This is a genomic window from Ruegeria sp. N10 (assembly GCF_056531545.1).
The window spans coordinates 230,994-245,394 of sequence record NZ_JBQFLY010000005.1; the positions used below are offsets into that span (position 1 = coordinate 230,994).

Here is a 14,401-nt window from a genome sequence, read left to right on the forward strand (position 1 = left end):
CTATCGCTTCCGGGCAATGATCCACACGGGATGATATGTCAACGAGACCCCGCGATCCGTGCCGAACTCCTTAGCGTATACGTTTTCGAACCGAGCCAGCGTGGACTTGGTCCATGTTCCTTGCGCCCTGCCGTTTACACCTGTTCTTCGCAAATACCTAAGAACCTCGCGGGGCGTATCGAAGTAGGTTCGCCTCAGGCTTTCACCAACGGCCAATACCTGCATTGGGCCGTCGACAGCAGCGGCAAGAGCAGCCGGAGTAGTAAGACCCGGTGCACGCGCTGTTGATCCGATCGCGCTAAGCTCTCGATATTGCTGGGGGCCAAAACCCGAAACCGCTAACCACCCGCCGGGCTCTAGCGCGTCCATCGCTCTGTGAAGCAATTGCAACGGGCTTTCCATCCATTGGATCATCGAAGCCGAGGCGATCAGATCAACCCGGGAGGGCCAGTGAACTTCACGCGCATCACCGGCAATGAACGTGGCCTTTTCCGCATCCGCTGTTGCCTGAGCCTGTGGTGCGATGTCGTTCAATATGAAGTTTGGCAGGTGAAAGCTTTGTCGCATCAGACGGGTCAGATGCCCTGTGCCACATCCCAGCTCGAAGACAGTTTCAAAGCGGTCCGGAGCTCCGGCACGACGCAGTTCAGACACCAGCTTGCCTGCGACCCAGGCTTGTTGACTTGCTGTGTCGTGGTAGGTTTGAAAGCTTCTGCTAAAGCTCCGCTGCACCCTGTCTGCCAGTTGCGCTGTCATGATACCCAACTCGCCCAACTTTGCCCCGGTAGGAATGGTACGTGCGGCGCCGCCACACGCTCGACGCGGGCCGAGGTTGAGGCCCATGCGGCTTCTTGCGCCAATGTCGGAATGATCCGGTCGTTTGTGGGTATCCACACCCTGTCAAAACCCGGATCAGGGGCAGGCCCGCGTTGGATCACGGCAAAAAGCTCCTGTTGCGCCGCTGCGATGTCCAGTTCCGGGGGCTCACTTGGCAAACCTGCACGGCGGCAGAACTTGGCGAAGCTGCGCTCGGAAAGCTGAGCCGCTGTTGCCTTGATCATGTCGGGCGCAATACCACGTTCCGGGCACGCAGGGTGCAAAGTGCCGCTGATGGCGATCAATCGGTCGGGACGAAAGCCCGAGCACGCCAGCCAATGCGCAGCCGACGAGACACCGAAGGAAAAGGCCAGCATATCAATGTGATCGAAACGGGCGAGATCAGGCAGGGGATCATCGAGACTGATGTAGCCTTCCACCAACAGAGTATTTCCGCCCCCCGTAAGACCCCGGAACGGAGCATCGCCCAGTGCCCATCCACCAAACACAAGGGTCAGAGTACTGTCATCTGATTGCGCCAGCCAACGGCTTTTCATTTCTGCCCCCCAGCCAGAGCAAGCATCGCGGACGTTACCCTGCTCAGTTCGTCAGGTGAAATAACATAGGGAGGCATGCAATAAATATTGCGAGCAAACGGGCGCAACCACACACCGGTTTCCGTAGCCAACCCATGTGCGATGGAGGGGTCGACCCGCTCATCCATCTCGATGACGCCAATTGCGCCGAGCACGCGCACATCTGTAACACCGGGCAAATTGCGTGCGGGCGCGAGTTCGGCCTTCATCTGCTGCGAGATTGATGCAACTTCCTGCTTCCAGTTTCGCTGTTGCAACTGGTCGAGGCTCGCCACCCCTGCCGAACAAGCCAGAGGGTTGGCCATGTAGGTGGGACCGTGCATCAAAACTCCGGCCTCACTTTCACCGATCCCGCGAGCGACGGCCTCAGTCGCGATAGTGGCGGCCAAGGTGATATGCCCACCGGTCAGCGCCTTGCCAAGACACAGGATATCCGGAACCACCCCGGAGTGATCCATTGCAAACATCTCGCCACTGCGTCCGAATCCGGTCGCGATCTCATCGAAGATCAGCAAAACGTCATGCGCATCACACAAGCCACGCGCCCCACGTAACCAGGCGGGGTGATAGAAATACATCCCACCTGCGCCCTGCACCACCGGTTCAAGGATCAGTGCGGCGATCCTGTTGCCTTTGTCGTTCAGCAGCGCCTCCAGCGCCTCCAACCCGTTCTTGGAAGGATCGTCGAGCCACACATCGCCAAATTGAATGTGAGGGCGTGGCAGAAAGTGCTGGATCGACAACGCACCGCGAAATAGGCCATGCATCCCGTTGACGGGATCACAAACGCTCATCGCCTTCCATGTGTCGCCATGATAGCCACCCCGGATCGTGGCAAATTCAGACCGTTCGCCCCGGTCTTTGGCAATCTGGTACTGGACTGCCATCTTCAACGCGACTTCGATCGCGACCGAGCCGCTGTCGCTGTAGAAAATGCGATCCAGGCCATCTGGCAGAAGGTCGACCAACCTGCGGCCAAGTTCCACGGCGGGTTCGTGGGTCAGACCGCCAAACATCACATGCGGCAGTGTATTCAGCTGCTTTTGCATCGCATCGATGATGGCCGGGTGCCTGTGCCCATGCACCGTACACCACCAGGACGACATTGCGTCGATCATTCTGACGCCATCAGCACGCGTCAGCCAGACACCTTCTGCCCCGGTAATCAGGTGCATCGGGCCGGGTTCAAGCACATGTGTATAAGGGTGCCACAGATGGCGCGCATCAAATTCCAACGGGGTCACAGGAACCTCCGAATGGTCGCCACATCGATTGCCGAAAATGCGCTGTTCAGGCTCTGCGGTGTCAGGTCGCTCAGATATGGCAGGCGTCCCAGATGATGCACTTTACACATCTCGACGATGGTTTGCTCTACGTCCGGCACGGGGTCACCCACGAATGCGACGCCGACTACCTCGCAGCCAACAGCCCGAAGCGCCATCAGAGACAATGTGGTGTGGTTGATCGTTCCCAAGGCGGTGCGCGCAACAAGAACAACCGGAGCCTGCCATCCGGCAATCAGGTCCAGAAAGAACGACTGGCGGTTCAGCGGCACCATAAGGCCCCCTGCGCCTTCGACAACAAGAGGCCCGTCCACTTTCGGAATTTCAAGACGCGAGAGGTCAATCTCAACGCCCATGTCTTCGGCAGACAGATGCGGTGAAGCGGGCATGTTCAGCCGGTACGCTTCGGGCAGGACTTCGGCACCACTCAGCGCGCTCACGGTTTCAGTGTCTGTTGCATCCTCAAGACCAGACTGAACAGGTTTCCAGTACTGGGCCTGCAAAGCTGCCGCCAGACCAGCCGAAAACACGGTTTTTCCAACACCTGTGTCGGTTCCGGTAACGATCAGCGCGCTCATGCGGCCTCCGACTGACAGATTGTGATGGTTGAAAACAGGGCCGAGATATCCTGAAGGGTGACATTTCCGGTAATCGAGACGCGCAACCGGGATGTGCCTTTTGGGACAGTAGGCGGGCGGATACCCCGAACGTCAAAACCCTGCTGCTGCAAAGTGGCCGCCATCGCCATTGTGCGCTCGTCATCTCCCAGTACAACCGGGATGATCTGGCTGTTCAACGCGGCTGCGGGCAACCCCAGTTGCCGTGCGGCGTCATGGGCATGGCGCATACGTTCATGCGCGCCTTCAATCAGGCTGACATCCTCGGCCAGTTCCCGTAGCGCAGCACGAACCAGAGAAGCGTTCAAAGGCGACGGAGCGGTCGCAAAGATGAAGGGACGAGCCCGGTTGATCAGGGTATCAATCATCACGCGCGGACCGCAGATCAGCCCGCCTGAAACACCAAGCCCTTTACCGCAGGTATGCAATGTCAGCAGATCAGCGTTCAGGTCATGCGCAAGACCCCTGCCTCGCTCTCCGAAAACGCCGGTTGCGTGGGCCTCATCAACAACCAAAACCGCATCAGCTTCGCGCGCAAGTACGGACAGGTCTTCCAGCGGCGCCAGATCACCTTCCATGGAATACACGCTTTCGACGGCAATCCAGACCTGACCCGAACCGCCTGTAGATTGCCAGTCGCGCAATACGTTGAGTGCATCCGCAACGTCATTGTGGCGGAAGGTACGCAGGTCTGCACGGCTGGCCCGCATACCTTCATGGGCGCTCGCGTGAACCAGCGCGTCATAAAGGACCAAGTCCTCAGCCGCTGGCAACGTGGAGAAGATCGCCTGATTGGCCTGGAACCCGCCTCCCATGAACAGCGCGGCCTCAGCTCCAAAGAATGCGGCCGCTTCCCGCTCCAGCGCTTCATGTTCAGGGTGGTTGCCCCGCAACAGACGCGAACCTCCCGAACCTACAGGCACACCCCGCGACAGCGCGTCATGCGCCGCGCGCTGTAACACTTGAGATCCAGCAAGACCCAGATAGTCATTCGACGCGAAATCCAGCCCTTGCGTCGAGATCAAGGCCCGGCGGCGGTGCCGGGCTTGAAGCGCATCAAGCATCGATTCCAGTCGGTTGACTGCTTTCATTCGGCAGCTTCCGTGCAGTTTCGCGTTTCGGCTTTTTCGGCCTGAAGACCAAGTTTCGCAAACAGGACCGCGTCGGTGTCTTCTTCGGGGTTTTCTGCTGTCAAAAGCGTTTCGCCAACAAAGATCGAGTTGGCACCGGCGAAAAAGCACATCGCCTGCATCTCGTCACTCATGTCGCTGCGCCCGGCAGAAAGCCGCACATAGGACTTGGGCATCAGAATGCGGGCCGTTGCAATGATCCGCACAAAGTCGATCGGGTCAATCGGCTCGGCGTCGGCAAGCGGGGTATCAGCCTGCGGCATCAACATATTGATCGGCACCGAGTCAGGTGGAGGCGTCATGTTGGCCAATGTCAGCAACATGTCGATACGGTCGCCAGTATGTTCACCCATCCCCAGAATGCCACCCGAGCAAACCTTGATCCCGGCTTCCTGTACCCGGTTCATCGTGTCAATCCGATCCGCAAAAGTACGGGTGGTGATGACTTCGGAGTAATAGCGTTCCGAGGTGTCAATGTTGTGATTGTAATAGTCCAAACCGGCGTCGCGCAGCTGAACCACCTGGGTGTCGTCGAGCATACCCAGCGTCATGCAGGTTTCCATGCCCAGTTCCTTGACGCCCTCGACCATCGCGACCAGCGCATCCATGTCACGCGCCTTTGGCTCGCGCCACGCCGCCCCCATGCAGAACCGGGTCGCGCCACCATCGCGGGCTTTCTTGGCCTCGGTCAGAACGCTCTGAACCTCGATCAGCTTCGATGCGGGCAAGGTTGATCCATTGCGGGCTGATTGCGAGCAATAGGCGCAATCCTCGGCGCAGCCACCAGTCTTGATCGACAATAGCTTCGAGGTCTGGATCTGGTTCGGATCAAAGTTTTCGCGATGCACGGTCTGCGCACGAAACAAAAGATCCATCAGCGGAAGATCGTGAATAGCTTGCGCAGTTTTACGGGTCCAGCCGGAGTGTGGGATGATCATTTTATCTATAAAACTCTCTGCAGCTTGCGTTGCTGTGGATTTATTATCGATAAAACTTGAATACGCAACTGTGTTGGCGCAAACGATCTTAAATCAAGCGGAAATGCCGCGCCTTCAGAAATCGAGCCCCAGATCGACGGTGCGGGCAGAATGCGTCAAGGCACCGGACGAGATGTAATCAACCCCTGTCGCCGCGATCGATGCGACCCGTTCCAAGGTCACGTTGCCGCTGGCTTCAGTCTTCAACCGCCCGCCCACCATGGCAACCGCTTCGCGCAGCATGTCATTGTCCATGTTGTCCAGTAAAACAACCGAAGCCCCGCCAACGTCCAGCACTTCGGCAAGCTGGTCCAGTCGATCAACCTCAATCTCGACCGCCATCATGTGACTGGCCTTTGCCTTAGCGGCTTCAAGAACCTTACGGATGCCGCCTGCCGCAGCAATGTGATTGTCCTTGATCAGGATCGCATCTGACAAGGAATAGCGGTGGTTGAAACCGCCACCGTGCAGCACGGCCTGTTTTTCCACGATGCGCAGACCTGGCGTTGTCTTGCGTGTACAGGTCATACGGGCTGTTGTGCCGTTGGTCTGCTCCACAAATGCGGCTGTCATTGTGGCAATACCCGTCAGGCGACCGGCAAAGTTCAGAGCGACACGTTCGCCGGACAGGATCGATGCGGCAGAGCCCTTGATGGTCATCAGCGTATCACCGCGTGCGCAACGCGAACCATCCTTGATCCGCATGTCAACCTCAAGCGACGGATCCACAAGCCGGAACGCGATTGCAGCAACTTGCATCCCCGACACGACAGCGTTTTCGCGCGCGTTCAGTCTGGCTGTATAGGTTGTTTCCTGTGGGATAACGGCACGGGTTGTCACATCACCGTAGCTTCCCAGATCCTCCATCAGCGCAGCGCGGACCACGGGTTCCAGAATCAGATCCGGCAGGATTGCATATGTCATGACAGTTCCTCGCAGGCTTTGGCCCGAATGCTCATTGCTTCGGACAAATACATCCGGGACCGCTCTCCGGGCCCATCATTGGCTTTTGGAAAGTCGGATCGCTTGTGCGCACCGCGGCTTTCTTCGCGCTGCAAGGCTGCGGCAGCGATCAAGGTCGCGGTTGCACACATGTTGCGAAATGACGGGCAGGCATCGTGCTGCGCCTCCAACTGCGCTATAGTTTGCAGAGCACGGATTAGGCCCGCCCGGTCCCGGACAACGCCCACGTCGCGCGTCATGGTTTCGCGCAACTCCTGGATAGATTTTGTTGTGTCCGGGGACATTACCTGAACAAACTGCAATGCAACGGGGTCGGCATTTGACACCACCGGAACGGATGCCCCGATACTTTCGGCGCAGATGCGTGCAAAGACAAGCGCCTCAAGCAACCCGTTCGAGGCCAACCGGTTGGCACCGTGAAGGCCTGTCGAAGATGCCTCGCCGCAGACCCAAAGCCCGTCAAGTGTCGCGCGACCGTCAGTGTCGGTGGCAATACCGCCCATGTGATAATGCGCTGCCGGTGCGACCGGAATCGGTTCGTTGACCGGGTCGACGCCATTGCGCGTGCAGTATTCAGCAACTGCCGGGAACAGGTCCGTTATCTTCGAGCCCAATGCGGTGCGGGTGTCCAGCTTGGGTCGGTTACCTGCCTGCGCTTCGGCAAAAATTGCACGTGCGACGACGTCTCGCGGGGCGAGTTCTGCGTCCGGATGAACGGATAACATGAACCGCTCACCCTTATTGTTGATCAGGGTCGCCCCTTCGCCGCGCAATGCTTCGGTTGCCAGCGGTGCCGGATCTTCGCCAACATCCATTGCCGTCGGATGAAACTGAACGAATTCGGCGTCAGCAATAAGTGCACCAGCACGCGCGGCCATCCCGATGACCTGCCCGCGAATGCGCGCCGGGTTGGTCGTCAAGGCATACAACCCGCCAGAGCCACCCCCGGCAAGCAACACAGCAGGCCCGCTGAGCGTAACGGGCTCGGACCCCGTTTCTGATGCGTCCTGAACTGTGACACCAGTCACCCGACCGTTGGATACGTCCAGCGCCGTGGCAAGGACACCTTCCAACACCTGAACCGAGGGCGTTTCATGCACCCGTTCGATCAGGGCAGCCATGATTTCACTACCTGCCTGATCCCCTTTCACCCGTACGACACGCGCGAAGCTATGCGCCGCTTCGCGTGACAACACATAACTGCCATCCTTGGTGCGATCGAATGGCGTGCCCAATGTCGTCAGGTCGAGGATATATTGACGCGCCTCGCGCGTGACCAGATCGGCAACAGCCGGAACGACTATGCCAGCGCCAGCCATTACGGTGTCCAGGCTGTGGCTTTCCGGGCTGTCCGACAAATCCATTGCTGCGGCCACACCGCCTTGCGCCCATGAGGAACTTGCACCTTCACCCAAAACATCGGGTGAGATTACAACCACTGGTCGCGGCGCGAGCTTCAGTGCTGCATAAAGCGCACCGATGCCAGCCCCCACAATAATGACGCGATCCGTGGTGACTTTGGTCATTTCAGATCAAATGCCAAGCTTGCGGGACAGATCGATCATCGCCTGAACGGATTTGCGCGCCTTTTCAGCCACATCTTCGGCGACCTCGACCTGCCCTTCCATCGTGTGCAGGGCGTAGAGGATCTTTTCAAGCGTGATCTTCTTCATATACGGGCACATGTTGCATGGCCCGACAAATTCGACCTCGGGCAATTCATCGGCAATGTTGGATGCCATCGAACACTCGGTGATCAGCATCGCCTTTTTCGGCTTTTCATCATGCACGTATTTGATGATGCCGCTGGTCGAACCGGAATAGTCTGCCTCGGCCACCACATCCGGCGGGCATTCAGGATGCGCAATCAGCCGTGTTCCCGGGTTCCATTCGCGGAAGTCGCGCAGGTCCTGTGCCGTGTATTGTTCGTGCACGATGCAAGAGCCAGGCCAATACACCACGTTCTTGTGGCTTTGATTGGCAACATTTTGCGCCAGATACTGATCCGGTGTCATGATGACCGTATCACTTTCCATGGCGTTCACGATCTGAAGCGCGTTCGAAGAGGTGCAGCAGATATCCGAAGCTGCTTTGACCTCAGCAGTGGTGTTTACATAGGACACAACCGGCGCGCCGGGGTACTTGGCGCGCATTTCATCGATTCCCTCAGCGGTGATCGATTCTGCCAACGAACAACCGGCATCCATGTCGGGCATCAGAACAGTCTTCTGAGGGCTGAGGATCTTTGATGTCTCGGCCATGAAATGAACACCGGCCTGAACGATCACATCTTCTTCGACCTCACTGGCCTTGATCGCAAGCTGCAAACTGTCCCCAACGAAATCGGACACACCGTGAAAAATCTCGGGCGTCATGTAATTGTGCCCAAGGATCACGGCGTTACGTTCTTTCTTGAGCGTATTGATGGCCCGCACGTAAGGCGCGTAGATCGCCCAATCTGGTGGGCTGACCACGCGATCCATGCGGGCAAACGTGTCTTTCATCTCATTGGCCAGAGAGGCCGATGGGGCAAGGTCATAAACGTCCGAAATCACCGAGCGGACATGTGCAATATCGAGCAACGGGTAGCCACCTTTGTCAGTTGCCTTCAACCCCTCGGGGCTGCTGAACGGCTTAGCCCTAGCCGAAACAGTACCGGTTCGAAACCGGAAAATGTGACGTTAGCGCTAAGGCAAACCGACAAAACAAAGGTTGGCGTGGTAGTCAGCCCAAAATGCCCGGCAATCGCAGCCCATGTTCACGCGCGCAGGCTTTCGCGTCCTCGTACCCTGCGTCCGCGTGACGCCAGACACCTGACGCGGGATCATTCCAGAGCACCCGTTCCAGTCGCTTGGCCGCGGCATCTGTTCCGTCTGCACAGATGACGACGCCCGCATGCTGGCTGAAGCCCATACCAACCCCGCCACCATGATGCAGCGAAACCCAGGTCGCACCCGACGCCGTATTGACAAGCGCGTTCAGCAGCGGCCAGTCCGAAACAGCATCCGAACCGTCCTTCATCGCCTCGGTCTCGCGGTTGGGTGAGGCAACAGAGCCACTGTCGAGATGGTCTCTGCCGATGACGACCGGAGCTTTCAATTCGCCGTTTCTAACCATCTCGTTGAACGCCAGCCCAGCCTTGTGGCGATCTCCCAGCCCGATCCAGCAGATCCGCGCTGGCAAGCCCTGAAACGCAATACGCTCCTGTGCCATGTCCAACCAGTTGTGCAGATGGGTATTGTCGGGGAACAGTTCCTTCATTTTGGCGTCGGTCTTGTAGATATCTTCAGGGTCGCCGGACAACGCACACCAGCGGAAGGGTCCGATACCCCGACAAAACAGCGGGCGAATATAGGCGGGCACGAAGCCGGGGAAGGCAAAGGCGTTCTCCAACCCTTCATCCTGCGCAACCTGTCGGATGTTGTTACCGTAATCCAACGTCGGCACGCCCGCGTTCCAGAAGTCCACCATTGCAGCGACGTGCTGCTTCATCGAAGCACGTGCAGCCTTTTCGACCGCCTTCGGGTCACTTTCGCGCTTGTCTTTCCATTGCGCCATGGTCCAACCAAGCGGCAGGTAGCCATTTACCGGATCGTGGGCACTGGTCTGATCCGTGACAATATCGGGGCGCATCCCGCCAGCTTGCATCCGAGCGTAAATTTCCGGGAAGATTTCAGCGGCATTTCCCAACAGACCAACAGATTTCGCTTCGCCCGCCTTGGTCCAGCGATCAATCAATGCCAGCGCTTCATCCAGCGTCTCGGCCTTCTCGTCCAGATATTTAGTGCGCAAGCGAAAGTCGATGCTGTCCGGGTTGCATTCCACGGCCAGACAACAAGCCCCTGCAAAGACAGCGGCCAGAGGCTGCGCGCCGCCCATTCCACCCAGCCCCCCGGTCAGGATCCACTTACCTGTCAGGTCACCGCCATAGTGCTGACGTCCGGCCTCGGCAAAGGTTTCATACGTGCCCTGCACGATGCCCTGTGTACCAATATAGATCCACGAGCCAGCGGTCATCTGGCCGTACATCATCAGACCTTTCTTATCGAGCTCGTTGAAGTGGTCCCAATTGGCCCAGTGCGGCACAAGGTTCGAGTTTGCAATCAATACGCGGGGTGCATCGCTATGGGTGCGAACAATGGCAACCGGCTTGCCGGACTGGACGACCAGAGTTTCATCCTCTTCCAGATCCTTCAGGCTGGCAACGATGGTGTCAAAATCCTTCCACGTCCGTGCCGCGCGGCCAATCCCGCCATAGACCACCAGCTCATGCGGGTTTTCGGCCACGTCAGGATGCAGGTTATTCATCATCATCCGCAACGGCGCTTCGGTCATCCAGCTTTTGGCGTTCAGTTCAGGTCCGGTGGGTGGAAAGATGTCACGGGTGTTTTTGCGAGGATCGGTCATCGGGCAAGCTCCAATGCTGTGTCATTGAGGACGTCTAGAATGTCTTTCAACCAACGCCGGAGACGGGTGGCTTTGGCGGTGTCAAAAGTCCAGGGTGGCGTTTCTGATGTCAGGTAGGTCGACTGCGCCAACTCCATCTGGATCGCGTGAATACCGTTATCCGGGCGTCCGTAGTGCCGTGTCGTCCACCCGCCCTTGAAGCGCCCGTTCAAAACGGTGCTGTAAGGGGATGAAGAGGCGAATTCATGAGCAATTGTTTCGATTTCCGGTGCACAGGTCATCCCGTTATTTGTGCCAATGTTCATGTCGGGCAAAACGCCGTCGAACAGAAAAGGAATGTGACTGCGGATTGAGTGGCAATCATACAGCACAGCGATTCCGTGGATCGCCTTCACCCTTTCCAGTTCGGCCAGCAAAGCGGCATGATATGGCGCATGAAATGCGTCACGTCGTTCAATGGTATCTTTTTCAGTTGGAAGGATGTCCCAGATATCCTGCCCGTCGAAATCCGTAAGCGGCACCAAGGTCGTCGTGTTTTGGCCAGGATAAAGAGAAGTACCGCCTGGGTCACGATTGGCATCGATCACATAGCGATGAAAGGTGGCCCGCACCGTGGTAGCACCGGGCAAAAGCCCGTCGTAGAGCATGTGGATGTGCCAATCCGTATCTTTCAGCGCCCGACCCCGAGCATTCAGTTTGGCATCAATCGCCGCAGGCACATAAGTGCCCGTGTGAGGCAGGCCCAAAACAATTGGACTACCACCCTGAACTACCTCGACCGGATCAGTCATGCGCCAAGCTCCGGCATGGCGACACCGGTGCTTTCGGCAATCTCACCGCTTGCAATAAGGGCCGAGGCTGCTTCTATGTCATTTGCCATGTATCTGTCATCTTCTAACGCCGGTACAACCGAACGCAGGCGCGCCATGACACCTTGAAGGCTTTCACTGGTTGGCAGCGGCGCGCGATATTCAACCCCTTGCGTTGCACACAGCAACTCGACCCCAAGGATACGCTCCAGATTGGTCACCATTTGCCCCAGCCGCCGCGCACCATGGGCGGCCATTGACACGTGATCCTCCTGATTGGCCGAAGTTGGTGTTGAATCTGTGACGCAAGGATTGGCCAGATGCTTGTTTTCGCTCATCAGCGCGGCTGTCGTGACTTCGGCAATCATCAGGCCAGAGTTCAATCCGGGGTTGGGTGTCAAAAAGGGAGGCAAATCAAAGCTGAGTACCGGATCGACGATCAGCGCGATACGCCGCTGCGCAATCGCCCCGATCTCGGCCACCGCCAGAGCAATCATGTCGGCGGCAAATCCGACCGGTTCTGCATGAAAGTTTCCGCCTGATACGATCAACCCGGCCTCGGCCAGAACCAGAGGGTTATCGGTGGCGGCGTTGGCCTCGGTTTCCAGGGTTACTGAAGCCTGACGCAGCACATCCATCGCGGCGCCAACAACCTGCGGTTGGCAGCGGATGCAGTACGGGTCCTGAACCCGCGTATCACCGTCCCGGTGGCTCTCGCGAATGACCGACCCAGCCAGTAGCGCGCGCATGGTTGCGCCCGCTTCGATCTGGCCTCGGTGACCACGCAAGGCGTGAATTTCGGGTTGCAAAGGCGCGGTAGACCCCATGATCGCATCAGTTGTCAGGGCTGAAGTGACCAAAGCGCTTTGCGCCGCCCGCCACGCGCCGAAAAGCCCCGACAGCGCAAACGCCGTGGAAAACTGAGTGCCGTTGATCAGTGCCAACCCTTCCTTGGGGCCAAGTTCAACCGGGGTCAAACCTGCCGCTGCCAGTGCGTCGCCGCCAGGCATGGCTGTACCGCCAAACTCAGCTTCACCATCGCCCATCATGACGGCTGCCATGTGCGACAGTGGTGCCAGATCGCCAGAAGCACCAACAGACCCCTGTGCCGGGATCACCGGTGTCACGCCTGCGACAAGCATCGCTTCCAGCAGGTCAATCAGCTCCAACCGCACACCCGACGCGCCACGTCCGAGGCTGAGCAGTTTGAGCGCCATCATGAGCCGCGCAACAGCACGCGGGATCGCTGGTCCAACGCCACAGCAATGGGACAAGATCAGGTTGCGTTGCAGCGTCGCGGTATCCTCGGCCGCGATCTTGACGCTTGCCAGTTTTCCAAAACCCGTATTAACACCGTAAACGGCGGCTTGACCAGTCGCCGCCTCAATAATGCGAGCGTGCGCCGAGGCTATGGCAGGCCTGCAAACCGGGTCCAGCCGAACGGCGCATTCCTGGCGGAATACCTGTTCCAGCTGCGCCAGAGATACAGCACCGGGAGTTAACGTCAGAGTGGTCAAAATGCGCCTCCGAATATGCGGGCGTGAAGGGGATTAAAACCGATGCGGTAGGAAAGCTCGGCCGGGTGAGTGACATTCCAGACGGCCAGATCCGCCCGCAGGCCCTGAACGATCCTGCCGCAGTCTCTCAGGCCCAGTGCACGCGCGGCATTCACGGTGACTCCTTTCAAAGCTTCCTCAGGTGTCATTCGAAACAAAGTGCACCCCATGTTCATTGCAAGCAAAAGCGATGTCATCGGAGCCGAACCCGGGTTGCAGTCGGTCGCAAGGGCCATTGGCACCTCGTACATGCGCAACAGGTCAACAGGCGGTTGTTGCGTCTCGCGCAGGGTGTAGAAAGCCCCAGGCAGGATCACGGCCACCGTGCCTGCCGCTTCTATGGCTTTGACACCGCTTTCGTCCAAATACTCGATATGGTCGGCAGAAAGCGCACCATAGCTTGCAGCAAGTTTCGCGCCACCCAGGTTGGACAGTTGTTCGGCATGCAATTTGACCGGCAGTCCTAGTTCCTTGGCAACGTCAAACAGTGGCACCAGTTGGTCGGGCAGGAAGGCAATCCCTTCGCAAAATGCGTCAACTGCGTCTACCAAACCCTCGGCATGAGCCGTGCGAAGCGTCGGAATGCAAATCTCAGCAATGTACGCCTCGGGCCGGTCTTTATACTCGGCGGGTACAGCATGAGCGCCCAGAAAGCTGGTCGCTATGCGCACCGGGCGGCTTTCCTGCAGGGCCCGCGCGGCGCGCAGCATGGTCAACTCAGTTTCTTGATCCAGCCCATAGCCCGATTTGACTTCGATCACCGAGACCCCTTCGGCGATCATCGCGTCCACGCGCGGCAGAGCCTGCGCGATCAAATCCTCTTTACTGGCCGCACGTGTGGCTTTCACGGTCGAAATGATCCCTCCGCCTGCGCGGGCCACCTCTTCATAGCTGGCACCGTTAAGGCGCATCTCGAACTCAGCCGCGCGGTCGCCGCCATGCACCACATGGGTATGGCAATCGATCAGAGCCGGCGTCACCAGCCGCCCGTCCAGCGAGGTTGGAGAGAACGTCGCGTATTCTTCCGGTAACTGCATCTTCGGACCGACCCATGCAATCCGGTCGCCACGCACGACAATCGCCGCGTCTTCGATCAATCCGTATGCATCCGCACCAACCATGGTAGCGGCGTGCAGATCTGTGAACAGATGATCGTGGGTTTGCATTCGAATCCCTCTTCGGTGCAATTCTCTCTTTTCTGGTACAGGTCTTTATGGCATATGTCTATTCATAAAACCGGAGGTAGG

Annotated in this window: 13 protein-coding genes; all 13 read right to left on the minus strand. The window is 58.1% G+C overall.

The features are described from left to right. The 13 genes from ACR0JI_RS09850 to hutI all read right to left on the minus strand — a co-directional run bounded on the left by ACR0JI_RS09850 (position 1) and on the right by hutI (position 14,320). Complete coding sequence (locus tag ACR0JI_RS09850; protein WP_480494233.1) at positions 1-756, minus strand: methyltransferase domain-containing protein; 756 nt, start codon at positions 754-756, stop codon at positions 1-3. Continuing rightward, on the minus strand, positions 753-1,373 hold the full coding sequence (locus ACR0JI_RS09855) for a pimeloyl-ACP methyl esterase BioG family protein (RefSeq protein ID WP_480477065.1): 621 nt from the start codon (positions 1,371-1,373) through the stop codon (positions 753-755). Before ACR0JI_RS09855 ends, ACR0JI_RS09850 begins: the two co-directional genes overlap by 4 nt. Beyond that, entirely contained in the window at positions 1,370-2,656 is a 1,287-nt protein-coding gene (gene bioA / locus ACR0JI_RS09860; RefSeq protein ID WP_480477063.1) for an adenosylmethionine--8-amino-7-oxononanoate transaminase, read from the minus strand. The genes ACR0JI_RS09855 and bioA overlap by 4 nt, the downstream gene beginning before the upstream one ends. Then, a complete protein-coding gene (bioD, locus tag ACR0JI_RS09865; protein ID WP_480477061.1) occupies positions 2,653-3,273 on the minus strand; it encodes a dethiobiotin synthase in 621 nt (206 codons plus the stop codon). Before bioD ends, bioA begins: the two co-directional genes overlap by 4 nt. Next, positions 3,270-4,403 (minus strand): 8-amino-7-oxononanoate synthase, encoded by a 1,134-nt coding sequence (locus ACR0JI_RS09870; RefSeq protein WP_480477059.1) that lies wholly within the window; start codon positions 4,401-4,403, stop codon positions 3,270-3,272. Before ACR0JI_RS09870 ends, bioD begins: the two co-directional genes overlap by 4 nt. Then, positions 4,400-5,380, minus strand: a complete 981-nt coding sequence (bioB, locus tag ACR0JI_RS09875; RefSeq protein ID WP_480477057.1) for a biotin synthase BioB — start codon at positions 5,378-5,380, stop codon at positions 4,400-4,402. The genes ACR0JI_RS09870 and bioB overlap by 4 nt, the downstream gene beginning before the upstream one ends. Before the next feature lie 114 nt (positions 5,381-5,494). Further along, a complete protein-coding gene (nadC, locus tag ACR0JI_RS09880; protein WP_480477055.1) occupies positions 5,495-6,343 on the minus strand; it encodes a carboxylating nicotinate-nucleotide diphosphorylase in 849 nt (282 codons plus the stop codon). Beyond that, positions 6,340-7,908 carry an L-aspartate oxidase gene (locus tag ACR0JI_RS09885; protein WP_480477053.1) on the minus strand — a complete coding sequence of 523 codons (1,569 nt, stop codon included), beginning with the start codon at positions 7,906-7,908 and terminating at the stop codon, positions 6,340-6,342. The genes nadC and ACR0JI_RS09885 overlap by 4 nt, the downstream gene beginning before the upstream one ends. A gap of 6 nt (positions 7,909-7,914) precedes the next feature. Next, complete coding sequence (gene nadA, locus ACR0JI_RS09890) at positions 7,915-8,964, minus strand: quinolinate synthase NadA (protein WP_480478191.1); 1,050 nt, start codon at positions 8,962-8,964, stop codon at positions 7,915-7,917. 142 nt (positions 8,965-9,106) lie between these two features. Beyond that, the gene (gene hutU / locus ACR0JI_RS09895; protein ID WP_480494235.1) at positions 9,107-10,789 is read right to left on the minus strand and encodes a urocanate hydratase; all 1,683 of its coding nucleotides are present in this window, start codon (positions 10,787-10,789) and stop codon (positions 9,107-9,109) included. Further along, on the minus strand, positions 10,786-11,580 hold the full coding sequence (gene hutG, locus ACR0JI_RS09900; RefSeq protein WP_480494237.1) for an N-formylglutamate deformylase: 795 nt from the start codon (positions 11,578-11,580) through the stop codon (positions 10,786-10,788). Before hutG ends, hutU begins: the two co-directional genes overlap by 4 nt. Then, on the minus strand, positions 11,577-13,115 hold the full coding sequence (gene hutH / locus ACR0JI_RS09905; protein WP_480494239.1) for a histidine ammonia-lyase: 1,539 nt from the start codon (positions 13,113-13,115) through the stop codon (positions 11,577-11,579). Before hutH ends, hutG begins: the two co-directional genes overlap by 4 nt. Continuing rightward, positions 13,112-14,320 carry an imidazolonepropionase gene (hutI, locus tag ACR0JI_RS09910; protein WP_480494241.1) on the minus strand — a complete coding sequence of 403 codons (1,209 nt, stop codon included), beginning with the start codon at positions 14,318-14,320 and terminating at the stop codon, positions 13,112-13,114. The genes hutH and hutI overlap by 4 nt, the downstream gene beginning before the upstream one ends. Positions 14,321-14,401: the final 81 nt, after the last annotated feature.

Coding starts and splice junctions, on each gene's coding strand:
- ACR0JI_RS09850 (WP_480494233.1), bottom strand. CDS start 756: ATGACAGCGCAACTGGCAGACAGGGTGCAGCGGAGCTTTAGCAGAAGC.
- ACR0JI_RS09855 (WP_480477065.1), bottom strand. CDS start 1,373: ATGAAAAGCCGTTGGCTGGCGCAATCAGATGACAGTACTCTGACCCTT.
- bioD (WP_480477061.1), bottom strand. CDS start 3,273: ATGAGCGCGCTGATCGTTACCGGAACCGACACAGGTGTTGGAAAAACC.
- ACR0JI_RS09870 (WP_480477059.1), bottom strand. CDS start 4,403: ATGAAAGCAGTCAACCGACTGGAATCGATGCTTGATGCGCTTCAAGCC.
- bioB (WP_480477057.1), bottom strand. CDS start 5,380: ATGATCATCCCACACTCCGGCTGGACCCGTAAAACTGCGCAAGCTATT.
- nadC (WP_480477055.1), bottom strand. CDS start 6,343: ATGACATATGCAATCCTGCCGGATCTGATTCTGGAACCCGTGGTCCGC.
- ACR0JI_RS09885 (WP_480477053.1), bottom strand. CDS start 7,908: ATGACCAAAGTCACCACGGATCGCGTCATTATTGTGGGGGCTGGCATC.
- hutU (WP_480494235.1), bottom strand. CDS start 10,789: ATGACCGATCCTCGCAAAAACACCCGTGACATCTTTCCACCCACCGGA.
- hutG (WP_480494237.1), bottom strand. CDS start 11,580: ATGACTGATCCGGTCGAGGTAGTTCAGGGTGGTAGTCCAATTGTTTTG.
- hutI (WP_480494241.1), bottom strand. CDS start 14,320: ATGCAAACCCACGATCATCTGTTCACAGATCTGCACGCCGCTACCATG.